The 20,764-nt window shown below is 71.4% G+C and carries 19 protein-coding genes; 7 read left to right on the top strand and 12 right to left on the bottom strand.

From position 1 onward, the window contains the following. Window positions 1-4 precede the first annotated feature (4 nt). Window positions 5-457, bottom strand: a complete 453-nt coding sequence (locus VSH64_RS01585) for a roadblock/LC7 domain-containing protein (RefSeq protein ID WP_220238205.1) — start codon at window positions 455-457, stop codon at window positions 5-7. After that, window positions 454-4,632, bottom strand: a complete 4,179-nt coding sequence (locus tag VSH64_RS01580; protein WP_326569771.1) for a sensor histidine kinase — start codon at window positions 4,630-4,632, stop codon at window positions 454-456. Before VSH64_RS01580 ends, VSH64_RS01585 begins: the two co-directional genes overlap by 4 nt. Window positions 4,633-5,610: 978 nt before the next feature. Between VSH64_RS01580 and VSH64_RS01575 the strand changes: the two genes are divergently transcribed. Together VSH64_RS01575 and VSH64_RS01570 are read left to right on the top strand one after the other, a co-directional pair. Next, complete coding sequence (locus VSH64_RS01575; protein ID WP_326837873.1) at window positions 5,611-6,039, top strand: DUF485 domain-containing protein; 429 nt, start codon at window positions 5,611-5,613, stop codon at window positions 6,037-6,039. After that, window positions 6,036-7,634: a solute symporter family protein gene (locus VSH64_RS01570; RefSeq protein ID WP_326569770.1), complete on the top strand. Its 1,599-nt coding sequence runs from the start codon at window positions 6,036-6,038 to the stop codon at window positions 7,632-7,634. The genes VSH64_RS01575 and VSH64_RS01570 overlap by 4 nt, the downstream gene beginning before the upstream one ends. Window positions 7,635-7,692: 58 nt before the next feature. On the opposite strand, the gene VSH64_RS01565 is transcribed toward VSH64_RS01570, so the two are convergent. Continuing rightward, complete coding sequence (locus tag VSH64_RS01565; protein ID WP_326569769.1) at window positions 7,693-8,226, bottom strand: hypothetical protein; 534 nt, start codon at window positions 8,224-8,226, stop codon at window positions 7,693-7,695. A 41-nt stretch (window positions 8,227-8,267) separates the two neighbouring features. Then, complete coding sequence (locus VSH64_RS01560; RefSeq protein ID WP_326569768.1) at window positions 8,268-8,831, bottom strand: TetR/AcrR family transcriptional regulator; 564 nt, start codon at window positions 8,829-8,831, stop codon at window positions 8,268-8,270. 155 nt (window positions 8,832-8,986) lie between these two features. Here VSH64_RS01560 and VSH64_RS01555 point away from each other — a divergent pair, with 155 nt between their 5' ends. Further along, entirely contained in the window at window positions 8,987-10,420 is a 1,434-nt protein-coding gene (locus VSH64_RS01555) for an MFS transporter (protein WP_407655667.1), read from the top strand. Here the strand turns inward: VSH64_RS01555 and VSH64_RS01550 are convergent. The 5 genes from VSH64_RS01550 to VSH64_RS01530 form a co-directional block, all read right to left on the bottom strand. Further along, window positions 10,417-10,767: a DUF3817 domain-containing protein gene (locus tag VSH64_RS01550; protein ID WP_326569766.1), complete on the bottom strand. Its 351-nt coding sequence runs from the start codon at window positions 10,765-10,767 to the stop codon at window positions 10,417-10,419. The genes VSH64_RS01555 and VSH64_RS01550 overlap by 4 nt on opposite strands. Window positions 10,768-10,796: 29 nt before the next feature. Further along, window positions 10,797-11,195, bottom strand: a complete 399-nt coding sequence (locus tag VSH64_RS01545; protein WP_326569765.1) for a hypothetical protein — start codon at window positions 11,193-11,195, stop codon at window positions 10,797-10,799. Between the two features lie 112 nt (window positions 11,196-11,307). Further along, complete coding sequence (locus VSH64_RS01540) at window positions 11,308-12,120, bottom strand: lytic transglycosylase domain-containing protein (protein ID WP_326837872.1); 813 nt, start codon at window positions 12,118-12,120, stop codon at window positions 11,308-11,310. Between the two features lie 282 nt (window positions 12,121-12,402). Further along, on the bottom strand, window positions 12,403-12,885 hold the full coding sequence (locus VSH64_RS01535; protein ID WP_326569764.1) for a helix-turn-helix transcriptional regulator: 483 nt from the start codon (window positions 12,883-12,885) through the stop codon (window positions 12,403-12,405). 317 nt (window positions 12,886-13,202) lie between these two features. Then, a complete protein-coding gene (locus tag VSH64_RS01530; RefSeq protein WP_220238194.1) occupies window positions 13,203-13,370 on the bottom strand; it encodes a hypothetical protein in 168 nt (55 codons plus the stop codon). 194 nt (window positions 13,371-13,564) lie between these two features. Here VSH64_RS01530 and VSH64_RS01525 point away from each other — a divergent pair, with 194 nt between their 5' ends. Next, window positions 13,565-14,083: a GNAT family N-acetyltransferase gene (locus tag VSH64_RS01525; RefSeq protein WP_326569763.1), complete on the top strand. Its 519-nt coding sequence runs from the start codon at window positions 13,565-13,567 to the stop codon at window positions 14,081-14,083. A gap of 25 nt (window positions 14,084-14,108) precedes the next feature. Here VSH64_RS01525 and VSH64_RS01520 read toward each other — a convergent pair whose 3' ends face one another. Beyond that, window positions 14,109-15,245, bottom strand: a complete 1,137-nt coding sequence (locus tag VSH64_RS01520) for a CaiB/BaiF CoA transferase family protein (protein WP_326569762.1) — start codon at window positions 15,243-15,245, stop codon at window positions 14,109-14,111. 30 nt (window positions 15,246-15,275) lie between these two features. Beyond that, on the bottom strand, window positions 15,276-16,427 hold the full coding sequence (locus VSH64_RS01515) for an acyl-CoA dehydrogenase family protein (protein WP_326569761.1): 1,152 nt from the start codon (window positions 16,425-16,427) through the stop codon (window positions 15,276-15,278). Between the two features lie 100 nt (window positions 16,428-16,527). Between VSH64_RS01515 and VSH64_RS01510 the strand changes: the two genes are divergently transcribed. The 3 genes from VSH64_RS01510 to VSH64_RS01500 all read left to right on the top strand — a co-directional run bounded on the left by VSH64_RS01510 (window position 16,528) and on the right by VSH64_RS01500 (window position 19,658). After that, window positions 16,528-17,133: a TetR/AcrR family transcriptional regulator gene (locus VSH64_RS01510; protein WP_326569760.1), complete on the top strand. Its 606-nt coding sequence runs from the start codon at window positions 16,528-16,530 to the stop codon at window positions 17,131-17,133. A 74-nt stretch (window positions 17,134-17,207) separates the two neighbouring features. Then, window positions 17,208-17,963, top strand: a complete 756-nt coding sequence (locus tag VSH64_RS01505) for a hypothetical protein (RefSeq protein ID WP_326569759.1) — start codon at window positions 17,208-17,210, stop codon at window positions 17,961-17,963. An 84-nt stretch (window positions 17,964-18,047) separates the two neighbouring features. Then, a complete protein-coding gene (locus tag VSH64_RS01500) occupies window positions 18,048-19,658 on the top strand; it encodes a succinic semialdehyde dehydrogenase (protein WP_326569758.1) in 1,611 nt (536 codons plus the stop codon). Between the two features lie 81 nt (window positions 19,659-19,739). Here VSH64_RS01500 and VSH64_RS01495 read toward each other — a convergent pair whose 3' ends face one another. Next, window positions 19,740-20,687 carry an amidohydrolase family protein gene (locus VSH64_RS01495; protein WP_326569757.1) on the bottom strand — a complete coding sequence of 316 codons (948 nt, stop codon included), beginning with the start codon at window positions 20,685-20,687 and terminating at the stop codon, window positions 19,740-19,742. Between the last annotated feature and the right edge of the window lie 77 nt (window positions 20,688-20,764).

Genomic DNA, 20,764 nt, shown 5'->3' with positions numbered 1-20,764 from the left:
GTAATCATCCCACCGGTTCGCCGATCAGCGACCCACCCGCGCCCTGCAACTGCGCACGGAGTTCGGGGGTCAGGATCTGCCCGACGCGGTCCACGAGCATCGTCATCTCGTAGGCCACCTGGCCGATGTCGCAGTTGGGCGCGGCGAGGATCGCGAGGCACGAACCGTCGCTGATGGACATCAGCACCATGATGCCGAGCTCCATCTCGACCACGGTCTCGTTGACCGCGCCCGCCTCGAAGCAGCGGGCCGCGCCCTGGGTGAGGCTCACGAGCCCGGAGGCGACGGCGGCGAGCTGGTCGGCGCGGTCCAGCGGCAGCCGGTTGGAGGCCGTGAGGAGAAGCCCGTCGGCCGACACCACGACGGCGTGCGCGACGCCCGGGACTCGCTCGGCGAAGTCGTTCACCAGCCAGCCGAACTGGTTCTGCTGCGGCTGAGCCGTACTCGGCGAGGTCATTCACCCTCCAGTGTTTCGTGGTTGGTCTCAGCGGCCTGCCCAGTGCGGTGCCGGCCGCGCTGGATGCCCTGTTGGAAACTGCTCAGGCGGCCACGCACGTCGTGCGCGTCGCGGGTCGGACGGGGGCTCGCCGCTCCGGCGGGCGGCGGTGCGCTCCCGGGGAGCAACTGCTCTCCGCGGCGGCGCCGGGGCAATCCTGCCGAAGTGAACGAAGTGGGCGTCGACTGGGACACCGATTGGACCGTGCGCCAGCCCTCGTCGGACCCGAAAGCCCACTCCGTGGGGGGTGTCGCGGCCGCGGCGGCCTCCAGGTTCGCCACCGCGGCGGGCACGTGACCCGGATCGACGGCCGGCGGTCCGGGCGGCAGGTTGCTCGCGGCGGGACGCCGGGTCGGCAACGACTCGGGCGCCGCGGGACGTCCGGGCACCTCGCCTTCGGGACGGGGCGCAGGACGCGGCGTGGGCGACGGCCGGACCGCCGCGCCGTTGCCGTTCGACCCGTTCCGCCAGCCGCCCTGCGGGTCGAACGCCGGCGGCACGGGCTGGTCCGCCTGGTCCGACTGCACCGGCTCGTCGGAAGCCACCGGCTGGTCGGCAGGCACCGGCTGGTTGGTGCGCGCGGCACCGAACGCGCTGGCGACATCCCGGCGAGCCGGCCGGGCGACGCTGTCCTGCTCAGGCGTTTCCGCTTGCCCGGCACCGAAAGCGTTCGCGACGGCCGGACGGCCGGCGGACCCGTTCTGCTCGGCGCGCGGCGGCACGCCGAACGCACCGGTCCCGCCGTCCCGCTCGGGCGCGTCCGCCTGGGCCGCGTCGAGCGCCGACCGTTCCGCGTCCATCGCGTCGAGAGCGCCGGCGAAACCCGGGTACTCGGCCGTGATCTCGGTGTCCTGCTCGGGCGGGACGGTCGGCTCGGCCGCGGCGGCCGGCTGGTCCGGACCACCCGGGACGAACGCCGTGGCACCGCTCGGCTGGTCCACAGTGGCCGCGCCGCCCGGCTCGGTCGCCGGCTGCGGGGTGAGCCCGGTGGTGGGCGCGCCGTCGAGCCGGTTGAGCGCGTTCGCACCCAGGCCCTGATGGCCCTGGCCCTGGTCGGCCGGACTCTGCTCGACCGGACCCTGCTCGATTCGGCCCTGCTCGACCGGACCCTGCTCGACCTGATCCGGCTGGTTCGGCGTGCCCTCGACGAATCCGTCGCGGACCTCCTGCCGGCCGCGGTTCACCCCGCGCTGGAAGCTGGTGAGGCGGCCGCGCACGTCGGCCGGGTCGCGCACCGGCAGGCCCGGAGCGGCCGACTCGGCGGCGGGAAGCTGCTCCGGCGTGGCACTGCCCGGCATGAGCTGCTCGCCGCGGCGGCGGCGCGGCAGCCCCGACTTCGTGAACGCCGTGGGCTCGACCTGCGACACGGCCTGCACGGTGCGCCAGTTCTCGTCGCTCGCGAAGTCCCAGTTGCGCTCGTCCTGCTCCGGCGTGGTCACCGGGGCGACGCCGGGCTCCGGCTCGGCCGAACCGGTGGCGGGCTGCTCCCCCGCCTCCGCGGCCGGCTCGTCTTCCGCCGTCTTCTCGGCGGTCTGGTCCGGACCAGTGGGCTTGGTGGTCTTGTCGTCCGCGGCCGGCGCGGGTGAGCGGAACCAGGCCGAGAGCATCTCGTCGAAGATCGGCGTGTTCTCGATGGTGGTCTCGGCGGCCGTCGGCGGCGGCACCTCGGGCACCTTCTGCGCCGCCTCGTTCCACCACTCGCTGAGCGTGGTTCCGTTGGCGGAGAACAGGTCCTTGCCCGAGGGCAGCTCACCCTGGCGCTCGTCGACCGGCTCCGGCCGCGCTTCGGGCCGCGGCTCCGGCTCGGGCCGCGGCGGCGGCACGTCGACGATCTGCGGCATCCGCGGCAGCGGCGGAGCCGGCGGCGGGGTCGAGTCGTCGCGCGGGATCGGGCTGAACAGCGCGGTGCCGGAGATCTCGAGGTCCGACGGCGGGCGCACCCCCGAGTCGACGGTGTGGCCGTTGGCGAACCCGGCGAGGTCGCTGGCCGAGGGCCACAGCTGCTGCTCGTCGACACCCGGGATCGGCTGCTGCGGCACGAGCGGACGGTCGATGCCCGGGCGCGCGGAGCCGTTGACCGGGCGCTGGCGGCGCGGCAGGCCACCGGGGCTCGCGGGCGGCGCGGCGACGCTGCCGAACGGGCCGGGCTTGGCCTGCGGCGGGTTCTCCAGCGCGGCACCGGTCATCACGAGCTCGGGCGGCACCACCACGGTGGCCCGCACGCCGACGATGTCCTTGCCACCGTGGAGCGAAACGCCGATGCGGTGGCGCCCGGCGAGGCGACCGACCACGAACAGGCCCATCCGGCGCGAGGTCGCGAGGTCGACCGAGCCGGCCTCGGTGAGGCGGCCGTTGGCCTCGACCACCTCGTACTCGTTCATGCCGATGCCCTTGTCGAGGATGTCGACGTTGAGCGAGCCGTCGTCGGCCAGGCGCGTGGCCACCGTGACCTGCGTTTCGGGCGCGGAGAACGCGGTGGCGTTGTCGAGCAGCTCGGCGATCAGGCGCTGCACGTCGCTCGCGGCGAACCCGACGATCTTCACCGCCGGCGGCTGCTGCACCGAAACGCGTTGGTACTGCTCGATTTCCGACACGGCGGCGCGCAGCACGTCGTGCGCGGCCACCGGCTGGCCCGAGCGGCGGCCCGGCTCGGCGCCGGAGAGGACCATCAGGTTCTCGTTGTTGCGCCGCATCCGGGTGGCGAGGTGGTCGAGCTGGAACAGCGTGGCCAGCTGGTCGGCGTCCTCCTCGTCGCGCTCGAGCCGCTCGATGAGCTGCAGCTGGCGCTGCACGAGGCTCTGGCTCCGGCGCGAGAGGTTCACGAACACACTGGAGTAGCCCGCGCGCATCGCGGCCTGCTCGGTGGCGAGCCGCAGCGCCTGGCTGTGCACCTTCTCGAACGCGCGCGCCACTTCGCCGATCTCGTCGGACGCCCGCACGGGCACCGGCTCGACCTCGACGCTCTGCGCGCGGCCCTCCTGGATGTTGCGGACGGCGGCGGGCAGGTCCTTCTCGGCGACGTCGAGCGCGCTGCGGCGAAGCGTCCGCAGCGACCGCAGGATCTGGCGCGTGATGAGGAAGACGACCGCGGCGGCCGCGACCATCGCGGCGAACAGCAGCACGGCGAGCAGGCCGGCGCTGCTGCCGGCGTCCTCGACCAGCGCGGCCGACGCGGCGGTGGCGTCGTCGCTCATCCGGTTGCCGACGTCGGAGAGCTGCCCGACCACGGCGTTGGACGCGTCGTTCCACTCCTGCAGCGGAACCCGCGACAGGCCCTGGTCGTTGCCGCCCTGTTCGCCGAGGACGATGCCGACCATGCGCTTGCGGTCGTAGGCGGTGTCGGGCTTGAGCGTGCTCTCGAGGTCCTGGCGCTGCGGCGCGGTGGACGCGGCGTTGAAGTCGTCGATGCGGTCGTCGTAGCGCAGTTCGGCGTCGCGCACGTCGCTGAGCTGCTGCTCTTCGAGGTTGTTCTTGGAGATGCCGTAGGCCACCAGTGCCTGGCTCACCGACACCTGTTCCTTGGCGGCTTCCAGGTCGTGCAGCGCGCTCGGCGTCCCGCCCAGCGCGTCGGCGCTCGCGCCCGCGGCCACCGCGGTGTCGGCACCGATCAAGGCGCCGGTCACGGCGTTGTAGTCGCCCACCGCCTCGGCGGGGTCGAGCAGACCGGCGCCGACCTGCTGGCGGATCACGGCGATCTCGTTGACCTGCGCGGTCGCCGAGTTCACGGCACCGGACACACTGGACTCGGAGCCGCCGACGCGGTTGGCCGCGGTGATGAAGGGCTCCACGGCGGCGTCGGTGGCCGCGCGGGCGGCCTTCAGCTCGGGGGTCACGCCGGCGGTGCCCGCGGTGAGCTGCGCGGCGGTGAGCGTACGTTCCTTCTGCAGGCCGTCGGTGAGCTTGCGCAGCTGGGTGCTCAGGCCCACCAGCTTGTCGATCCGCTCGTAGTCACCGGAACGGCCGACCTGGCCCACGATCGCGGTGACGCCCAGCACGAGCGCGAGGACGATGGGGACCAGCGTCACCGCCGAGAGCTTGACCGGAATGCTCCAGTCGCGCCAGCGCAGCGCCGCTCGCCAGCCCGAGGACCGGCTCGGGCGCCGGGGCGGGCGGCCGAGCAGCTTCTCAACAGGCACTTGGCCATCTCCTGCAACGGTCACGAAAGTGACTCCCTGTCCCGCGTCGTGGCTGCTCGTGGGCGGCTTCCGGTGCTCCCGGAACGGTCCACGGCATTCCGCCGACCCGCGCGATCGACCCCTTGAGGACACGATCGTGCCGACCTGGCACCGTGATCACCGGCGTGCTGCTTCCCGGGACTTTGCACGTGCACGGCGCAAGTTGCGTACTGCACGGCGGTGGTCGAGGTCAACTTGTCTGTGCCTATCGATCGCTGCGGTCAGCTGGGCCAAAGAATCGTACACCAATCCCGGCCGAGGATATTGTCTTCCAGTTCGCGCGGCTGACCTGGGAAAAGAGGTTTCCGCCCCGGGTGCGGCCCGGGGATTCGACCCCGGGCGGACCCGAAGAGGGAATTCCGGTTACCGGTTGCTCCGGGTCACGGCGTCCGGCGGTCACCCGATTAGCCCACGCAGGGTAGTCGAATCCCTCAGAGGATCTACGCTCCGTGCCCCCATCGGGTGGGGCAACCCTGAAGATGAACCCGATGTTGTGGTCTCGCAGCGACTCGCCGCCCGACCCGGTGATTTCTTTCGGGATCCGCTACTGGCCTGCGAATCCTCGTCCCGGCCCTGCCGGAGGGACGCCGGACCGGGGCGACCACCCCGCGTTTTGGCTACCGCGCGTCACGGTATTCGTCCGATCATTGTCCGTGGCTCAACCATTTGCCGCAGCGTTGCTCAGCTGCGACAACGTGGCGTGACATACGCTCTCACTATTCCGAGTGATCTGTTCGTGATCTTCATTGATGGTGCCGTTTTCGCACATTTCCAGCCGGAAAACGAATTCCGGAGACCCTTCCGGAGAACCGGCTTTTTCCGGGGTGCGACGCCGTCGTTACTATGGCCGCCTCCCAGTCCGCAAGGGCAGACCGGGTGCCACTCGATCGAGGGGCCCCGCCCGGCCACCGCCAAGGACGCAAGTTGCCGGAGGCAGCCATGCACAACGTCGCGAACACCCCCGCGGCGAGCACCCCGCTCGAGGAGACCGGACAGCTGCCGGCCCTGTTCGCCCGTGAGGGCGCGGAGCCGACGCCGGCCGAGCGGGGCGGCCCCGACTACGACCTGATCCAGCGCAGCCCCGAGTTCACGGCCCTGCGCAGGCGCTTCCGCAGATTCGTCTTCCCGATGAGCGCCGGCTTCTTCGTGTGGTACCTGACCTACGTGGTGCTGGCCGCGTACGCCAACGACTTCATGAGCACCCGCGTGTTCGGGCTCGTCAACGTGGGCATGCTGCTGGGTCTGGCCCAGTTCGTGACCACCGCGCTGATCACGCTGGTCTACGTCCGGTTCGCGAACCGCGAGGTGGACCCGCGGGTCGCCGAGCTGAGGGCGCGGGCCGCCGTGACGGAAGGAACCCGCCAGTGACCACCGCCCACCTCGCCGAGAGCGTGCCCGCGAGCAACCCGCTCGTGAACACGGGTGTGTTCGCGCTGTTCGTCGCGATCACCCTGTTCGTGGTGTACCGCGCCGGCAACCGCGGCAAGAAGACCACCGCCGACTACTACGCGGCCGACAGCGCCTTCACCGGGCGGCAGAACGGCATCGCGCTGTCGGGCGACTTCCTCTCCGCCGCGTCGTTCCTCGGCATCGCCGGCGCCATCGCGATCCACGGCTACGACGGGTTCCTGTACTCGATCGGCTTCCTGGTGGCGTGGCTCGTCGACCTGCTGCTGATCGCGGAGCTGCTGCGCAACACCGGCCGGTTCACGATGGGCGACGTGCTGAGCTTCCGGATGAAGCAGCGTCCGGTGCGCGCCGCGTCGGCCACCTCGACGCTGGTGATCTCGTTCTTCTACATGCTCGCGCAGATGGCGGGCGCCGGCGGTCTCGTCGCACTGCTGCTCGACGTGCACTCGCGGCTCGGCCAGGCGCTGGTGATCGCGGTGGTCGGCCTGGTGATGGTCGTCTACGTGCTGGTCGGCGGGATGAAGGGCACCACCTGGGTGCAGATCATCAAGGCGAGCATCCTGCTCGTGGCCGCCACGCTGATCACCGTGTTCCTGCTGGGCAAGTACGGCTTCAACTTCTCCAACCTGCTCACCGCCGCCACCGACCGCAGCCCGATGGGCACCCAGCTGCTCGAACCCGGCGGCTCGTACGGCGCCAGCGGCACCACGCGCCTGGACTTCGTGTCGCTGTCGCTCGCGCTCGTGCTCGGCGTCGCGTCTCTCCCCCACGTGCTGATGCGCTTCTACACCGTGCCGAACTCGCGCGAGGCGCGCCGCTCGGTGGTCTGGGCCACCGTGTGCATGTTCATCTTCTACCTGTGCACGCTGGTGATCGGCTTCGGCGCCGCCGCGCTCGTGGGCAACGACGAGATCAAGTCGGCCCCCGGCGGCGAGAACTCCGCGGCGCCGCTGCTGGCCCTGCACATCGGCGGCACGCTGCTGCTGGGCATCGTCTCGGCCGTCGCGTTCGCCACGATCCTGGCGGTGGTCGCGGGCCTCACGATCACCGCGTCGGCCTCGTTCGCCCACGACGTGTACGCGAACATCTTCAAGCGCGGCAAGGCCGAACCGGCCGACGAGGTCCGCGTCGCCCGCCTGACCGCCCTGGTCGTGGGCGTGCTGGCCATCCTCGGCGGCATCCTCGCCAACGGGCAGAACATCGCGTTCCTCGTGGCGCTCGCCCTGGCGGTCGCCGCGTCGGCCAACCTCTCGACACTGCTGTACTCGCTGTTCTGGAAGCGGTTCAACACCACGGGCACGCTGTGGAGCATCTACGGCGGCCTCGCCGCGTGCCTGATCCTGGTGCTGTTCTCCCCCGTCGTGTCCGGCGCCGCCGACTCGATCTTCAAGAGCGTGGACTTCCACTGGTTCCCGCTCAAGAACCCGGGCCTGGTCTCGATCCCGTTCTCGTTCCTCTGCGGCTTCATCGGCACGATGGTGGGCCGCTCGAAGGCCGACAGCGGCAAGCACGCGGAGATGGAGGTCCGGTCCTTGACCGGCATCGGCTCCTGACGATCGCGCTGTTCAGGGGGGCGGGTCCTTTCGGGGTCCCGCCCCTTTTTGCGTGCAGCTAGGCGGGCAGCGTGCGCAGCCGGCAGCCGCGGACGGCCTCGACCGCGCCGATCACGAAGACCTGTCCGGTCGCCACCGCGAGCTCGGCCGCCGCGAAACCGTCTTCGACCACGGCCGCGGCCGTGACCTCGGCGCCGTCGAGCACCACCGGCATCGGCTGCGGCTCGACGACACGCAACCGGGCCAGGAACTCCTGGGAACGGGGCTGCTGCGCGCCGCGGCTTTCGTCACCGGCGCGGGCGAAGTGGTCGTTGGCGAGCAGGAACTCCGAGAGCGTGGTGCGGGCGAGGTCGCCGAAGGTGATCCGCGTGGCCTGCTCGCGCACGTTGCGCACCTGCAGCAGGCGCCCGTGGTCGTGGTCGTGGTCGATCACGTCGAGCACCACGGGCCGGCCGTCGATGCGGTCCAGACCCACCCAGGTGTCCGCGCTCCCGGGCACCTCCTCGGCGACCACCACGGGCACCCCGAACGCGGCGAGCTTCTCGGCCGGCCCCGGCTGGTGCGCCGGGACGGCACCGTCCACGGTGAACATCCGTCCAAGCTAACGCCGCGAATCGCCCACCGGGGCGAAGTTCACCCGCGCAGGCCGTCCACCATCACCTTCATGAGCCGGGCCCCGTCCTCTTCGGACGCGTTCTTCGCGGCCATGCCGATGCCGTGGCCGAGGCGCAGCACGTCGGTGCCCGTGACGTCGCCGCGGACCTCGCCGGTGGCCTGGGCCGCGGCGAGGAGGTCGCCGCACGCGGTGCGCAGGCGGCTCTGGCACCAGAGGAACGTCTCGGACCCCGAGTCGATCGAGGCCTTGAGCAGGGTGGCGAGGCCGTGGCGCTCGATCACGTACGCGACCTGCTCCCCCAGCCACGCCTCGAGCGCCGCGAACGGCGGCAGCTCGGCGGCCAGCACCGGGGCGCGGGAGGCGAGCAGGTCGATCTCGTCGCGGTAGACGGCTTCCATCAGCTTCTCGCGCGTCGGGAAGTGGCGGTAGAGCGTGCCGGCGCCCACACCTGCGCGTTTGGCGATGTCGTCGAGCGGCACGTCGATGCCGTGCTCGCCGAAGGCGTCCTTCGCCGTCGCGACGATGCGGTCGTAGTTCCGCTTCGCGTCCGCCCGCATCGGCCGCGCTGCCTCCGCCGTCATCCGCCTACCTCCAGACCCCGCTCCCCAGAAAACGGAGAGATTCTCCGAATTCCCTTGCGGAACCGGAGACGCTCTCCATATTATCGCGGATGCAACCAAGTGGAGAGTTTCTCCACTTCAGTCGTTCCTCTCTGGGGAGTCCTCCTTTGACCGAGTTGACCGAGCACACCTCGTTGGCCGAGCGTAGGCCGAGGCACCGGGCCGCCGCGCCCGGCCTCGTGCTGGCGATCGTGCTGACTTGCCAGCTCATGCTGATGCTCGACGCCACGGTGATGAACGTGGCACTGCCCCGCATCCAGTCCGACCTGGGCTTTTCCGCCACCGGACTGTCGTGGGTGATGACCGCCTACAGCCTGGTGTTCGGCGGCCTGCTGCTGCTCGGCGGACGCGCGGGCGACCTGTTCGGCCGCCGCCGGATGTTCGTGCTGGGCACGGCCGTGTTCACCCTCGCCTCGCTGGCCGGCGGACTGAGCACGTCGGCCGGGTTCCTGATTGCCGCGCGGATCCTGCAGGGGGTCGGCGCCGCGATGGCCGGGCCGAGCACGATCGCGCTGATCACCACCACGTTCACCGAGGCCAAGGCCCGCGTGCGGGCGCTGTCGCTGTTCTCCGCCGTGGCCAGCGGCGGCTTCGCGATCGGCCTGATCGTGGGCGGCCTGCTGACCGAGTGGATCTCGTGGCGTGCCGCGCTGTTCATCAACGTGCCGTTCGGGCTGGCCATCGCCGTGCTCGCGCCGCGCTTCGTCCCCGCGCCGCCGCGCCGGTCCGCGCACCTCGACGTGCCGGGCGCCGTGCTCGGCACTCTCGGGGTCGCGTCGCTCGTGCTGGCCTTCACCCAGGCCGCGGCCGACGGCTGGGGCGCCCCGCTCACGCTCGGCGCGCTGGCGGCCGGCGTGGTGCTGCTGATCGCCTTCGTGCTGCTGGAACAGCGCGTGGCCCAGCCGCTGGTGCCGCTGCGCCTGTTCGCCGAACGCAACCGCGCCGCGGCCTACGCGAGCTTCTTCCTCGGCCCGATGGCGATGATGTCGATGTTCTTCTTCCTCACGCAGTTCCTGCAGGACGTGCGCCATTTCGCCGCGCTGGCCACCGGGTTCGCGTTCCTGCCGATGGCGGTGTCGATCTTCACGCTCAGCCGGCTGATGCCGCGGCTGCTGGCGCGCTTCGGACCGAAGCCGCTGGCCGTGACCGGCACGGTGCTCATGGTCTCGGGCGTCGCGTGGCTTTCACTGCTCACGCCGGAAAGCGGCTACGTCGCTTCGCTGCTCGGGCCGCTGCTGCTGATGGGTGTCGGCGGCGGGCTGGCCTTCTCACCGCTCAACGTGATCATCATGTCCACCGTGCCCGCCGAGGACGCCGGAGCCGCCGGTGGCGTGCTGCAGACCATGCAGCAGGTCGGCAGCACGCTCGGGCTCGGGATCCTCGTGACCGTGTTCGGCGCGGCGACGCGCTCGGCCGCGGCTTCGGGCGCCACCGGCACGCCGCTGCTCGTCGACGGCATGACCGCCGCGTTCCTGGCGGCGAGCGGGCTGGCCGCGCTCACCGTCGGGGTCGCGCTGACGTTCCGGCGCGGAAAAGCCGTGCTGGCTTAGAAGATGTCCTTGCCGGCCTGAACCCGGTGCGTGACGCGGCGTTCGACGACGAACGAGACGAACGGGACGCACCCCGCGAGCAGCACGAGGATCGTGCTCTTGATCGACCAGCGGGCCTTGATCGCGAGGTCGATGCTGCAGGCCAGGTAGAGCATGTAGAGAACACCGTGGATCGGCGAGTACACGGCGGCGGGCGTGGCGTTGCCGAAGCCGTACTCGATCACCATGGTCGCGCACAGCACGAGCAGGCCGACACCGGTGACCCACGCGGTGGTGCGGAACCGCACCAGGGCTCCGTTCAGTCGCGCCGGGCGGGTCTGGGCCGCACCGTCGGTGCTCGTGGTCATGTGATCGTCCTCACTTCCGAGGTGGTGGTTCAGGCCTGGTCGCGGGCGTTGAGCTCGCGCAGGTAGCGGTTGTACGCGGCGAGCTCGTCGTCCTCTTCGACCACCGGGCGGGGCGGCGTCGGGCGGGGCGGGGTGGCGGGCCGAGGAGCGGGCACGGTGACCACGGCCTGCGCCTCGGCCGCCTCGCCCTGGGTCTCTTCCCGCTCGCGCAGCTTCTTGATCCGCCAGAACATGAACGCGGGGAACAGCCCGAACAGCGGCCACTGCAACACGTAACCGAGGTTCTGGAAGGTGCCGTTGGCGGAGGTGAACCGGTCCCACTGCCACCACGCGAGGCCGCAGCACAGCAGCAGGCTCACCACGCACGTCGCGGCGATCAGAAGCCTGCGTCCGAGCGGGGACACGGCCGGGCCGGAGTTCACTGCCACGGCCCTGACGCTAGCACTGGGAACCGGGACCGAAGCTGAGAGGCGGGCCCGCACGTGGCCCGGCTCTCAGCCGGTGACCTCGGGGTTCGCACGGATTTCACACGAGCCGGGCTCAGCCGGCCCGCACGGCCTTCGCCGCCTGGGCGTAGCCGTCGGCGAGGCCGAACACCTTCTGCGCGTATTCCGTGGAGTTGTTGTACGACAGGATCCCCGACCACCAGCCCGACGGCGTGGCCATGTCGCGCCCGCCCGCGCAGAGGTAGCGCCCGGCCGCCAAGGCCGCGTCGTCGATCTGCTGCGGGTCGCCGAGACCGTCGCCGTTGCCGTCGGCGGCCCACTTGCGCCAGGTGCTCGGGATGAACTGCATCGGACCCACGGCGCGGTCGGCCACCGGGTCGCCGTCGAAGCGGCCGCCGTCGGTGTCGCTGATGGCGCGCACGCCCGAAGACCCGTCGAGCGGGACGCCGATGATCGGCTTCGAGGGCCGGCCGTCGGCACCGAGCACGGCGCCGCCGTACTGACCGTGGTTGGACTCGATGCGGCCGATGCCGGCGAGCGTGGCCCAGGAGATGCGGCAGCCCGGGTCGGCCGAGCGCATCGCGAGCTCCGCGTTGCCGTACGCGCGCAGTGCCCGCGCGGGCACTCCGGTCACGGCCGCGACCTTCTTGGCCCAGTCCTCGAGCGGGTCGGCCGTGGTCGACCGCGCCGACTGCGGCGTGGTCTGCTGGTCGGCTCCGCCGGCGGCGACGGCGCTCACGGGAGCGATCGAGCCGGGCCGCACGTCGGCCGCTTTCACGCTCAGCGCCGGGATGTCGGTGGTCGTGGGGCTCGCGACGGGCGCGGACGCCCGCGTGACCAGCCACGTGCCCCCACCCGCGACCGCGAGCACCACCAGCACGACCCCGAGCCGCACCGCCACCGCCACGCCCCCTCGGGCGCGGCGCCGGGCCGGTGCGGCTTCGGCTGTGGTGTCGGCTCGGGTCCCGGCGTTGTCGGCTTGCGCCTCGGCCGGGACCCCGACGGTGTTCTCGGCAGTGATCTCGCCGTCGGTGGTCTCGCCGTCGGTCTGTCCGGTGAGGGGCACGAACTCGGGTCCTCCAGCGTGGCGGTCGGTCGATCACACAACGAGCCCGCGCAGGTTAGCGTTACGCACGGGTTCGGATCGCTGCCGCCACGCCGGTTCACCCGGCCGTGTCGAGAGGTCGGCTCAGGCGGACTTCTGCTGCCGCGCCAGGCGCGCGACGCACCAGGCCGGGGCACTGCCGCGGCGCAGGTGCTGGAGCACCGTCATCGGGCCGAGCCGGCGGCTCAGGTCGGAGGGCTGCAGGCCCGCCGCGCGGTAGTCGAGGGCCCGCTGGTCGAGCGGGCTGATGCCGGCGTCCCACCACAGTTCGGCCTCGGCGACGTCGCCGACCATCTGCCACCAGCCCGCGGCGGCCACGAGCAGCTCGTCCGGGACCTCGGGCAGGCGCACGCGCATCGCGTCGAGGTAACCGGGGTCCGCGGCGTCCACCTGCGCCCAGCGCGAGGGACCGGACCGCGCACGCTGACCGGGGATACCGGGCGGGGCCTGCGGCGCGTCGGCCAGCCAGGCGGACGTGATGCGGTTGACCTCCTGCTCCTCGGCGGTCTGCTCGCGCTCAGCGGCCCACTGCCGGATCAACGCGTCCACTCCGGGATCTCCGGTCATCCCTGCCTCCTCATTGGTCCCCGACGGGCCGGCCCTGACGCCTGCCCCGTTGCGCGTCCACGACTTGCACCCAATGCACGTGACCGAGCGGAAAACCACCGCTGTGACCCGGCTCCCGGGGGACCGGAGAACCGGCTGATCACGCAATGTGAGCACCGTAGGGCCGGGCCCGCTTTCCGCGCCATACCCCGGCCCCCACTAATTCGGTGACCAGGCCCTTTCAGGGGCCAATCCACCCGGATGGTCGAGCGATCGGCCCGGTTTCCAGGATCGCGTTACTCTCAGTAATTACCGGGCGGTAACGAGGAGTTCGGTGATCACGCGAACAGGGTCTGGAAGAACGTGATGATGGCTTCGGCACCGTCGCGCAGCCAGCCGAGCACCTGGTGCACGAGGTTCGCCGACTGGGTGGGCTGGGTGATCAGGAAGAACAGCACGAGGACGACCACCCCGATGACCACGATCTTCTTCACGCCGCCTGACATGGCACCATCCAATCCGCTCCCCCGGCTTCCGTGACGGGCACCGGCAGTGAGGCCGGGGAGTCACGCACACTCTAGTGACGACCAGCGCTTCGGGCCCGCCCGACAGTCGCTCAGCGGGACGCGAACCACGACCGGGTGACGCCTGTCCGATCGAGTGACGCCGGCGCCGCCGGGCCGCCCGCTAGGCTGCCGCGATGAACGACGTGGTTCTGCGCCCGGTGCTCGAGTCCGACCTCGACCTGCTCGAGGCGCTCACCAACGACCCGGCCACCGCGGGCGAGTTCCAGTGGTTCGGCTGGCACGACGCCGGCTACCTCCGCCGCCGCTGGCGCGACGGCAGCGTCATCACCACCGAAGGCGGCCTGCTCATCCCCAGCCTCGACGGCGCCGTCCTCGGGTTGCTGTCCTGGCACCGTTCCCGCTCCGGCCCCAGCTCCTACTGCTGGACCATGGGCCTCGTCCTGCGCCCCGAAGCGCGCGGCCACGGCCACGGCACCGAGGCGCAGCGCCTGCTGGTGCAGTACCTGTTCGCGCACACGCAGCTCAACCGCGTGGAGGCCACCACCGACGTGGACAACCGGGCCGAGAACCGCTCCCTTGAAAAAGCCGGCTTCACCCGTGAGGGCGTGTTGCGCGGATACACCTTCCGGGACGGTGCCTGGCGGGACAGTGCGGTGTACTCGGTGGTGCGCTCGGATCTCGAGAAGCGCTGAGCCCCGCGGGGATCGCCCTCCGCGCTCAGGCGATCGCGCCCGCCGTGCGCAGAGCGGTCACCTCGTCGGCAGTGAGGCCGAGGTCCGCCAGCACGTCGGCGGTGTCCGCGCCGGCCTCGTGGGGTGCGTGGGGCGTGGCCGGTGGGGTGCGGTCGAAGCGGGGCGCCGGCGCGGGCTGGACCGTGCCGCCGATGTCGACGAAGGTGCCGCGGGCCGCGTTCTGGGGATGGGCGGCGGCTTCCCACGGGGACAGCACCGGCGTGAGGCACGCGTCGGTGCCTTCGGCGCGGGCGACGAGGTCGTCGCGCGTGTGGCGGGCGACCGCGGCGGTGATGAGCTCACGCAGCCGGGGCCACTGGGCCTGGTCGAAGTGCGGTGGCGCGTCGGGCAGGTCGAGGACCTTCACCAGGTCGCCCCAGAACCGCATCTCGATGGCGCCGATGGCGACGTACTTGCCGTCGGCGGTCTCGTAGGTGTCGTAGAACGGCGCGCCGCCGTCGAGGAGGTTGTGACCACGAGGACCGGACCACGCGCCGGCGGCGTGCATCCCGTGGAGGCTGGTGGTGAGCAGCGCGGCGCCCTCCACCATGGACGCGTCGACGACCTGACCGCGGCCCGAAGACGTGCGCTCGTGCAGCGCGGCGAGCACGCCCATCGCCAGCATCAGACCACCGCCGCCGAAGTCACCGACGAGGTTCAGCGGCGGCACGGGCGCGGAGCCGGCGCGGCCGATCGGTTCGAGCGCGCCGGCGATGCCGATGTAGTTGAGGTCGTGGCCGGCCGCCTGCGCGAGCGGGCCGTCCTGGCCCCAGCCGGTCATCCGGCCGTAGACCAGCCGCGGGTTGCGCGCGTGGACCACCTCCGGACCGAGCCCCATGCGTTCCGCGACGCCCGGCCGGAAACCCTCGATCAGCACGTCGGCCTGGTCGGCGAGCTTCAGCACCACCTCGACGCCCTCGGGGGTCTTGGTGTTCACGCCGATCGAGCGCCGGCCGCGCCCGAGCGGATCGTTCGGGATACCGAGCACGTCGGCGCCCGGCGTCGCGCGGTCCACGCGCACGACGTCGGCGCCGAGGTCGGCCAGGATCATGCAGGCGAACGGCGCGGGCGCGAGCCCGGCCAGCTCCACCACCTTCAGCCCGCCCAGGGGTCCGGCTTTCACGGCGGAAATCCTTTCGTCGAGCCGAAAATCTCAGAGCGTGCGCGAGATGATCTCCTTCATGATCTCGCTGGTCCCGCCGAAGATCCGCGAAATCCGGACGTCGGCCCACGCGCGCGCGATCGGGTATTCGGTCATGTAGCCGTAGCCGCCGAACAGCTGCACGCACTCGTCCACGACCTTGTTCACGCGCTCGGTCGTCCACAGCTTCGCCATGGCCGCGCCCTGCACGTCGAGCTCACCGCGCAGGTGGCGTTCGATGCACTGGTCGAGGAACGCGCGCGAAACCGCCGCTTCCGTCGCGGCCTCCGCGAGCTTGAACTTCGTGTTCTGGAACCCGAAGATCGGCCGGCCGAACGCCGTGCGCTCCTTGGTGTAGTCGATCGTGAGGTTCACGGCCGCCTCGAGCCCGGCGACCGCGGTCACGGCGATGATCAGCCGTTCCTGGGGCAGCTGCAGCATCAGCTGTACGAAGCCCTGGCCTTCGGCTTCGCCGAGCAGATTGGCGGCCGGCACGCGCACGTCGTCGAAGAACAGCTCCGCGGTGTCCTGGCCCTTGAGCCCCACCTTGTCGAGCACGCGGCCACGGCGGAAGCCCGGCGTGTCGGTCTCGACCACGATCAGCGACACGCCCTGCGCCCCCGCGTCGGGGTCGGTCTTGCACGCCACCACCACGAGGTCGGCGTGGAAACCGTTGGTGATGAACGTCTTCGCGCCGTTGAGCACGTAGTGGTCGCCCTCGCGCACCGCGCGCGTCTTGATGCTCTGCAGGTCGGAGCCCGTGCCCGGCTCGGTCATCGCGATGGCGCCCACGAACTCGCCACTCGCGAGCTTCGGCAGCCACTCGCGCTTCTTCTCTTCCGACGCGTAGTGCAGCAGGTAATGCGCCACGATTCCGTTGTGGACGGTGACGCCCCACGCGTTGTCCCCGGAGCGGGCCTGCTCCTCGTACAACACGGCCTCGTGGGCGAACGTGCCGCCGCCACCGCCGTACTCCTCGGGGATCGACAGGCACAGCAGCCCGACCTCACCCGCCTTGCGCCAGATCTCGCGGTCCATCTTCTTCTCCGCCGCGAACCGCTCCTGGTGCGGCACGATCTCCTTCTGCAGGAAAGAGCGGCTCAGCTCCCTGAGGTCTTCGAGTTCGGTGGTGCTCCACGAGCTCTTCTGGATCTGCAACGGCACGGCGACGCCTCCTGCGAAGCTGGAAAACATTACGCGTGGAAGGTAAGTTCTGTTCGGAATGTACAGCCGAACACTCCGTTCCGTAAAGCGGGAGACCGAGATGACCGAGGCCAAGGCGCACCGCACCCAGGCGCAGCGCCGGGAGCACACGCGCACGGCCCTGCTCGACGCGACCGTCGAGTGCCTGGTCGACATCGGCTACGCCCGCGCGTCGATGCAGGAGATCTGCGCCCGGGCCGGTGTGTCGAAGGGCGCGGTGCAGCACCACTTCGCGACCAAAGCCGAACTGATGGCGGCCGCCGTGGAGCACCTCACCACGAAGCTGCGCACGCAGGTGTCCGCTTCGCTCGACGGGTTGCCCGGCGGCACGTCCGGCGTCGAAGCCGCGATCGACCTGCTGTGGGCGGGCTACTCCGGCACGCTGTCCACCGCCGTGACCGAGCTGTGGGTGGCCGCGCGCACCGACCCCGAGCTGCGGGAGGCGATCCGGCCCGTGGACCGCGCGCTGGGCCGCGCGACGCTGGCCCACGTGAGCCAGGTGGCCGGTGACCTGCCGAAAGAGCGGGCGGAGACGCTGTTCTGGCTCACCGTGAACCTCACCCGCGGCCTGGCGCTCGACGCCGAACTGGGGGGCGACCCGAACCGGCGCCGCAAGCTGCTGCAGGAGTGGAAGCGGATCGCGGTGCTGATGTACTCGCAGCCGTGATCCCGCGACCCCTTAGCGCGAGCGGGTTCTTCGTGGTGGAATCGCAAGTGCCCTGAGCAGGCGAAGGAGCCACGATGACCAGCGTGCCGCAGTACCCGCCAGCGCCCGTCACCGAGCCCGGCGCGGTGTCGCGCCTGCTCGCGGGGATCCTCGGGGTGATCGCGGCCGCGCTCGTGGTCGCGGGCACGTTCCTGCCCATCGCCGCCTCCCAGGTGACCGTCGCGGGCCGGCTGCAGAGCTCGATCGCGATCACGGCGTGGGACCGCCAGGTCGAGGCGGCGCCGCAGATCGAGCGCGACCTGTTCGCCATCAGCCACGTACCCCGCTACGGCATCCCGCTCACGGTCACCGCCGTGGTGCTGCTCGTCGGCGCGCTGCTCGCGTTCACCCGCTTTCGCACCGCCGCCCGGATCGTGCTGATCACCGGCGGCGCGGCCGTGGCCGGCGCGGCGTGGACCATGGGTATGGACGTGTCGTCCACCCTCAGCTACGAGCAGACGAGCGACAACGTCGTCTCCCACTACACGACCGGCACGGGGTTCTGGGTGCTGCTCGGCGGCGCGGTGGTCGCGGTGCTCGTGCTGGCGCTCGCCGCGTTCGGCGGCGGCCGCTGGACCACCGTCTGGCTGCCGTACTACCCGGTGCCCGACGAGCCGGTGATCTACTCGATCCCGGACCCGGCGCCCGCCGACACCTGGGCCGAGCCACCCGCGCAGGGCGTGCTGCCGGAGGACGCCGAGGCGCCGTCTCCGCCGTTCCCCCCGCAGGACGTGGTGCCCGCGCCGGGCGTCGAGCCGCCGGGCAAGCACCGTGACGACCTGGATATGTGAATCTGATTCGGATTTTACCGGAGTCGACCTCCGTACCGTCGGTATGCTCTACTCGTCGGTAACACCGGGCTGAACGGAGACGGCATGACCAGCACGACACCGGCGGACCTCAGCGGTGAGACGGCCGTGCCCGCGACCGTCGGGGGTGTCGCGGGAGCGCCTTCGGCCGCCCGCGCGGCGCGGCTCGTGGCGCGGGTGAGCGGGGGCGCGGACTCGGCGCCGATCCGCATGACGGCGCCGTTCACCGGGCTGCCGATCGCCACGATCCCCCAGGCCTCCGACGCCGACGTGCGGGCGGCGTTCGCGGCCGCGCGCTCCGCCCAGCACGAGTGGGCGGCCCGGCCGGTCGCCGACCGCCAGCGGTTCCTCGTGCGCCTGCACGACCTGATCCTGACCCGCCAGGCCGAAGCGCTCGACCTCGTGCAGGTAGAGGCCGGCAAGGCGCGGCTCGACGCGTTCGACGAGGTCAGCGCCGCCGCGCTCGTGGCGGCCTACTACGGCAAGCACAGCGCGAAGATCCTGGCGCCGAAGCGCGCGGCCGGCGTGATCCCGCTGCTCACGAAGGCGGGCGAGCTGCGCCACCCCAAGGGCGTCGTCGGCATCATCTCGCCCTGGAACTACCCCGTGGCGCTCACGGCGATGGACGTGTTCCCGGCGCTCGCCGCGGGCAACGCCGTGGTGCAGAAGCCCGACAACCAGACCGCGCTGTCCGCGTTGTGGCTCCACGAGCTCGCCACCGAAGCCGGCCTGCCGGACGGCCTGTGGCAGGTCGTGCTCGGCCGCGGCGCCGACGTCGGCCCGGCGTTGCTCGAAGAGTGCGACTACCTCTGTTTCACCGGCTCGACGCCGACCGGCAAGAACCTCGCGACGCAGATCGCGGCGCGGCTCACGAGCTACTCGCTCGAGCTCGGTGGCAAGAACCCGATGATCGTGCTGCCCGACGCCGACGTCGCGAAGGCCGCGACCGGCGCCGTGACCGCGTGCTTCTCCTCGGCGGGGCAGCTGTGTGTGTCGGTGGAGCGGATCTACGTGCACGAGAGCGTGCGCGAGGAGTTCACGGCCGCGTTCGTGGCGCGCACGGCCGCGCTGAAGCTGGGTGGTGAGCTGGGTTTCGGGCCGCAGATGGGTTCGCTCACCTCACCGAGCCAGCTCGAAACCGTGTCGGCCCACGTCGAGGACGCCCGCGCCAAGGGCGCGCGCGTGCTCACCGGCGGGCGGGCGCGACCGGACCTCGGGCCGCTGTTCTACGAGCCCACCGTGCTCACCGGCGTGACGCCGGAGATGGTGGCGTTCGCCTCGGAGACGTTCGGGCCGGTCGTGTCGATATACGGCTATACCGATGTCACCGACGCCATCGAGCGTGCGAACGACACCCCGTTCGGTCTCAACGCCAGCGTGTGGTCACGCAACGGCCGCGCGGGCTGGGAGGTCGCGGCCCGGTTGAAGGCGGGCACGGTGAACGTCAACGAGGGCTACGCCGCGACGTTCGGCACCGTCGGTGTGCCCATGGGCGGGATGAAGGATTCGGGCGTGGGCCGGCGCAACGGCGCCGAAGGGCTGCTGAAGTACACGGAGGCACAGTCGATCGCCGTGCAGCGCGGGCTCGCGTTGCGGCCGCCGCGGCGCGTGCCGGGCGGGGTGTGGACGCGGTTGATGACGTCGAGCATGAAGGTGCTGCGGCGGTTGCCGCGGTGAGTCGGTGGTGATCGGTCGGTGCTGATCGGTCGGCGGTGATCGGTTGACGGTGATCGGTTGACGGTGATCGGCCGGCGGTGATCAGTCGGTGCCGAGGCCCAGGAGGTCGACGGCGGTGCGGTCGAGGATGTTCGTGACGTCGTTCTCGGGCAGCCCCGAGCGCTGCACGTAGGTCACGGCCTCGGTGAAGCCGTCGCCCTTCTGGTACGGGAAGTCGCTGCCGAGCACCAGCCGGTCGGCACCGAGGGTTTCGGCCGCCAGGCGCAGCGCCGGGATGTGGTTGTGCCCCACGGTGTCGTAGAAGATCCGGCGCGCCGCGAGGCTGGGCAGTTCGGGCGTTTCCGGTGCTTCCCAAGGGTTCTGCCGATCGATGCGCGGCAGCAGCATCGGCAGCGCCCCACCGAGGTGCGGCAGGACGATCTTCATCCGCGGGAACCGGCTCGGGATCCCGGCCACGATCAGGTGCATCACGGCCACCGTGTCCTCGATCGGCGCCCCGATCTGCCACGTGAGCTCCGGCCCGATCAACGGCGACGCCGCCCCCACCCCGGCCGGGTGCACGAACAGCACGCTGCCGCGCCGGTCGAGTTCCTCGTACACGGGCAGGAAAGCCGGGTCGGCGAGCGTGCGCCCGAGCACCGACGTGGTGATCGCGACGCCCAGGAACCCCAGCTCGTCGACCGCCCGCCCGAGCTCGGCGAGCGCGGCATCGGTGTGCGGCAACGGCAGCGAGGCGAACGCCTTGAATCGCCCGGGGTGCTCCTGCACGAGGCGGGCGTACTCGTCGTTCACGAACCGCGCCGCTTCCACCGCCGCGCTCTCGTTCTCGAAATGCGGCGGCGCGGGCGTGGTCGAGAGCACCTGCAGGTCGACGCCCGCGGTGGTCATCTGCTCGAACCTCGCGTCGAGCTCCGCTTCGGTGGTCCCCGCCCCGAGCCGACCTTGCTCGGCGGCCCGGTCGTTTCCCAGACGCGTCAACAGATCCAGGTACGCCTGGCTCCACAGGTGAGCGTGCACGTCGACGCGCATCCGGTTTCCTCCCGCGTGGTTAGCATGCTATTCGATCTTCAGTCAACCACTGAGACGCCGGCTCGGCACCCGCCGGG

It is taken from the genome of Amycolatopsis rhabdoformis (genome assembly GCF_035918295.1).
GTDB lineage: Bacteria > Actinomycetota > Actinomycetes > Mycobacteriales > Pseudonocardiaceae > Amycolatopsis > Amycolatopsis rhabdoformis.
The sequence above is the reverse complement of the archived record's forward strand: the minus strand, read 5'-3'. Positions and strand labels throughout refer to the sequence as shown.

Coding starts and splice junctions, on each gene's coding strand:
- VSH64_RS01550 (WP_326569766.1), bottom strand. CDS start 10,767: ATGACCACGAGCACCGACGGTGCGGCCCAGACCCGCCCGGCGCGACTG.
- VSH64_RS01535 (WP_326569764.1), bottom strand. CDS start 12,885: ATGACCGGAGATCCCGGAGTGGACGCGTTGATCCGGCAGTGGGCCGCT.
- VSH64_RS01530 (WP_220238194.1), bottom strand. CDS start 13,370: ATGTCAGGCGGCGTGAAGAAGATCGTGGTCATCGGGGTGGTCGTCCTC.
- VSH64_RS01510 (WP_326569760.1), top strand. CDS start 16,528: ATGACCGAGGCCAAGGCGCACCGCACCCAGGCGCAGCGCCGGGAGCAC.
- VSH64_RS01500 (WP_326569758.1), top strand. CDS start 18,048: ATGACCAGCACGACACCGGCGGACCTCAGCGGTGAGACGGCCGTGCCC.
- VSH64_RS01575 (WP_326837873.1), top strand. CDS start 5,611: ATGCACAACGTCGCGAACACCCCCGCGGCGAGCACCCCGCTCGAGGAG.
- VSH64_RS01505 (WP_326569759.1), top strand. CDS start 17,208: ATGACCAGCGTGCCGCAGTACCCGCCAGCGCCCGTCACCGAGCCCGGC.
- VSH64_RS01495 (WP_326569757.1), bottom strand. CDS start 20,687: ATGCGCGTCGACGTGCACGCTCACCTGTGGAGCCAGGCGTACCTGGAT.
- VSH64_RS01565 (WP_326569769.1), bottom strand. CDS start 8,226: ATGTTCACCGTGGACGGTGCCGTCCCGGCGCACCAGCCGGGGCCGGCC.
- VSH64_RS01585 (WP_220238205.1), bottom strand. CDS start 457: ATGACCTCGCCGAGTACGGCTCAGCCGCAGCAGAACCAGTTCGGCTGG.
- VSH64_RS01525 (WP_326569763.1), top strand. CDS start 13,565: ATGAACGACGTGGTTCTGCGCCCGGTGCTCGAGTCCGACCTCGACCTG.
- VSH64_RS01560 (WP_326569768.1), bottom strand. CDS start 8,831: ATGACGGCGGAGGCAGCGCGGCCGATGCGGGCGGACGCGAAGCGGAAC.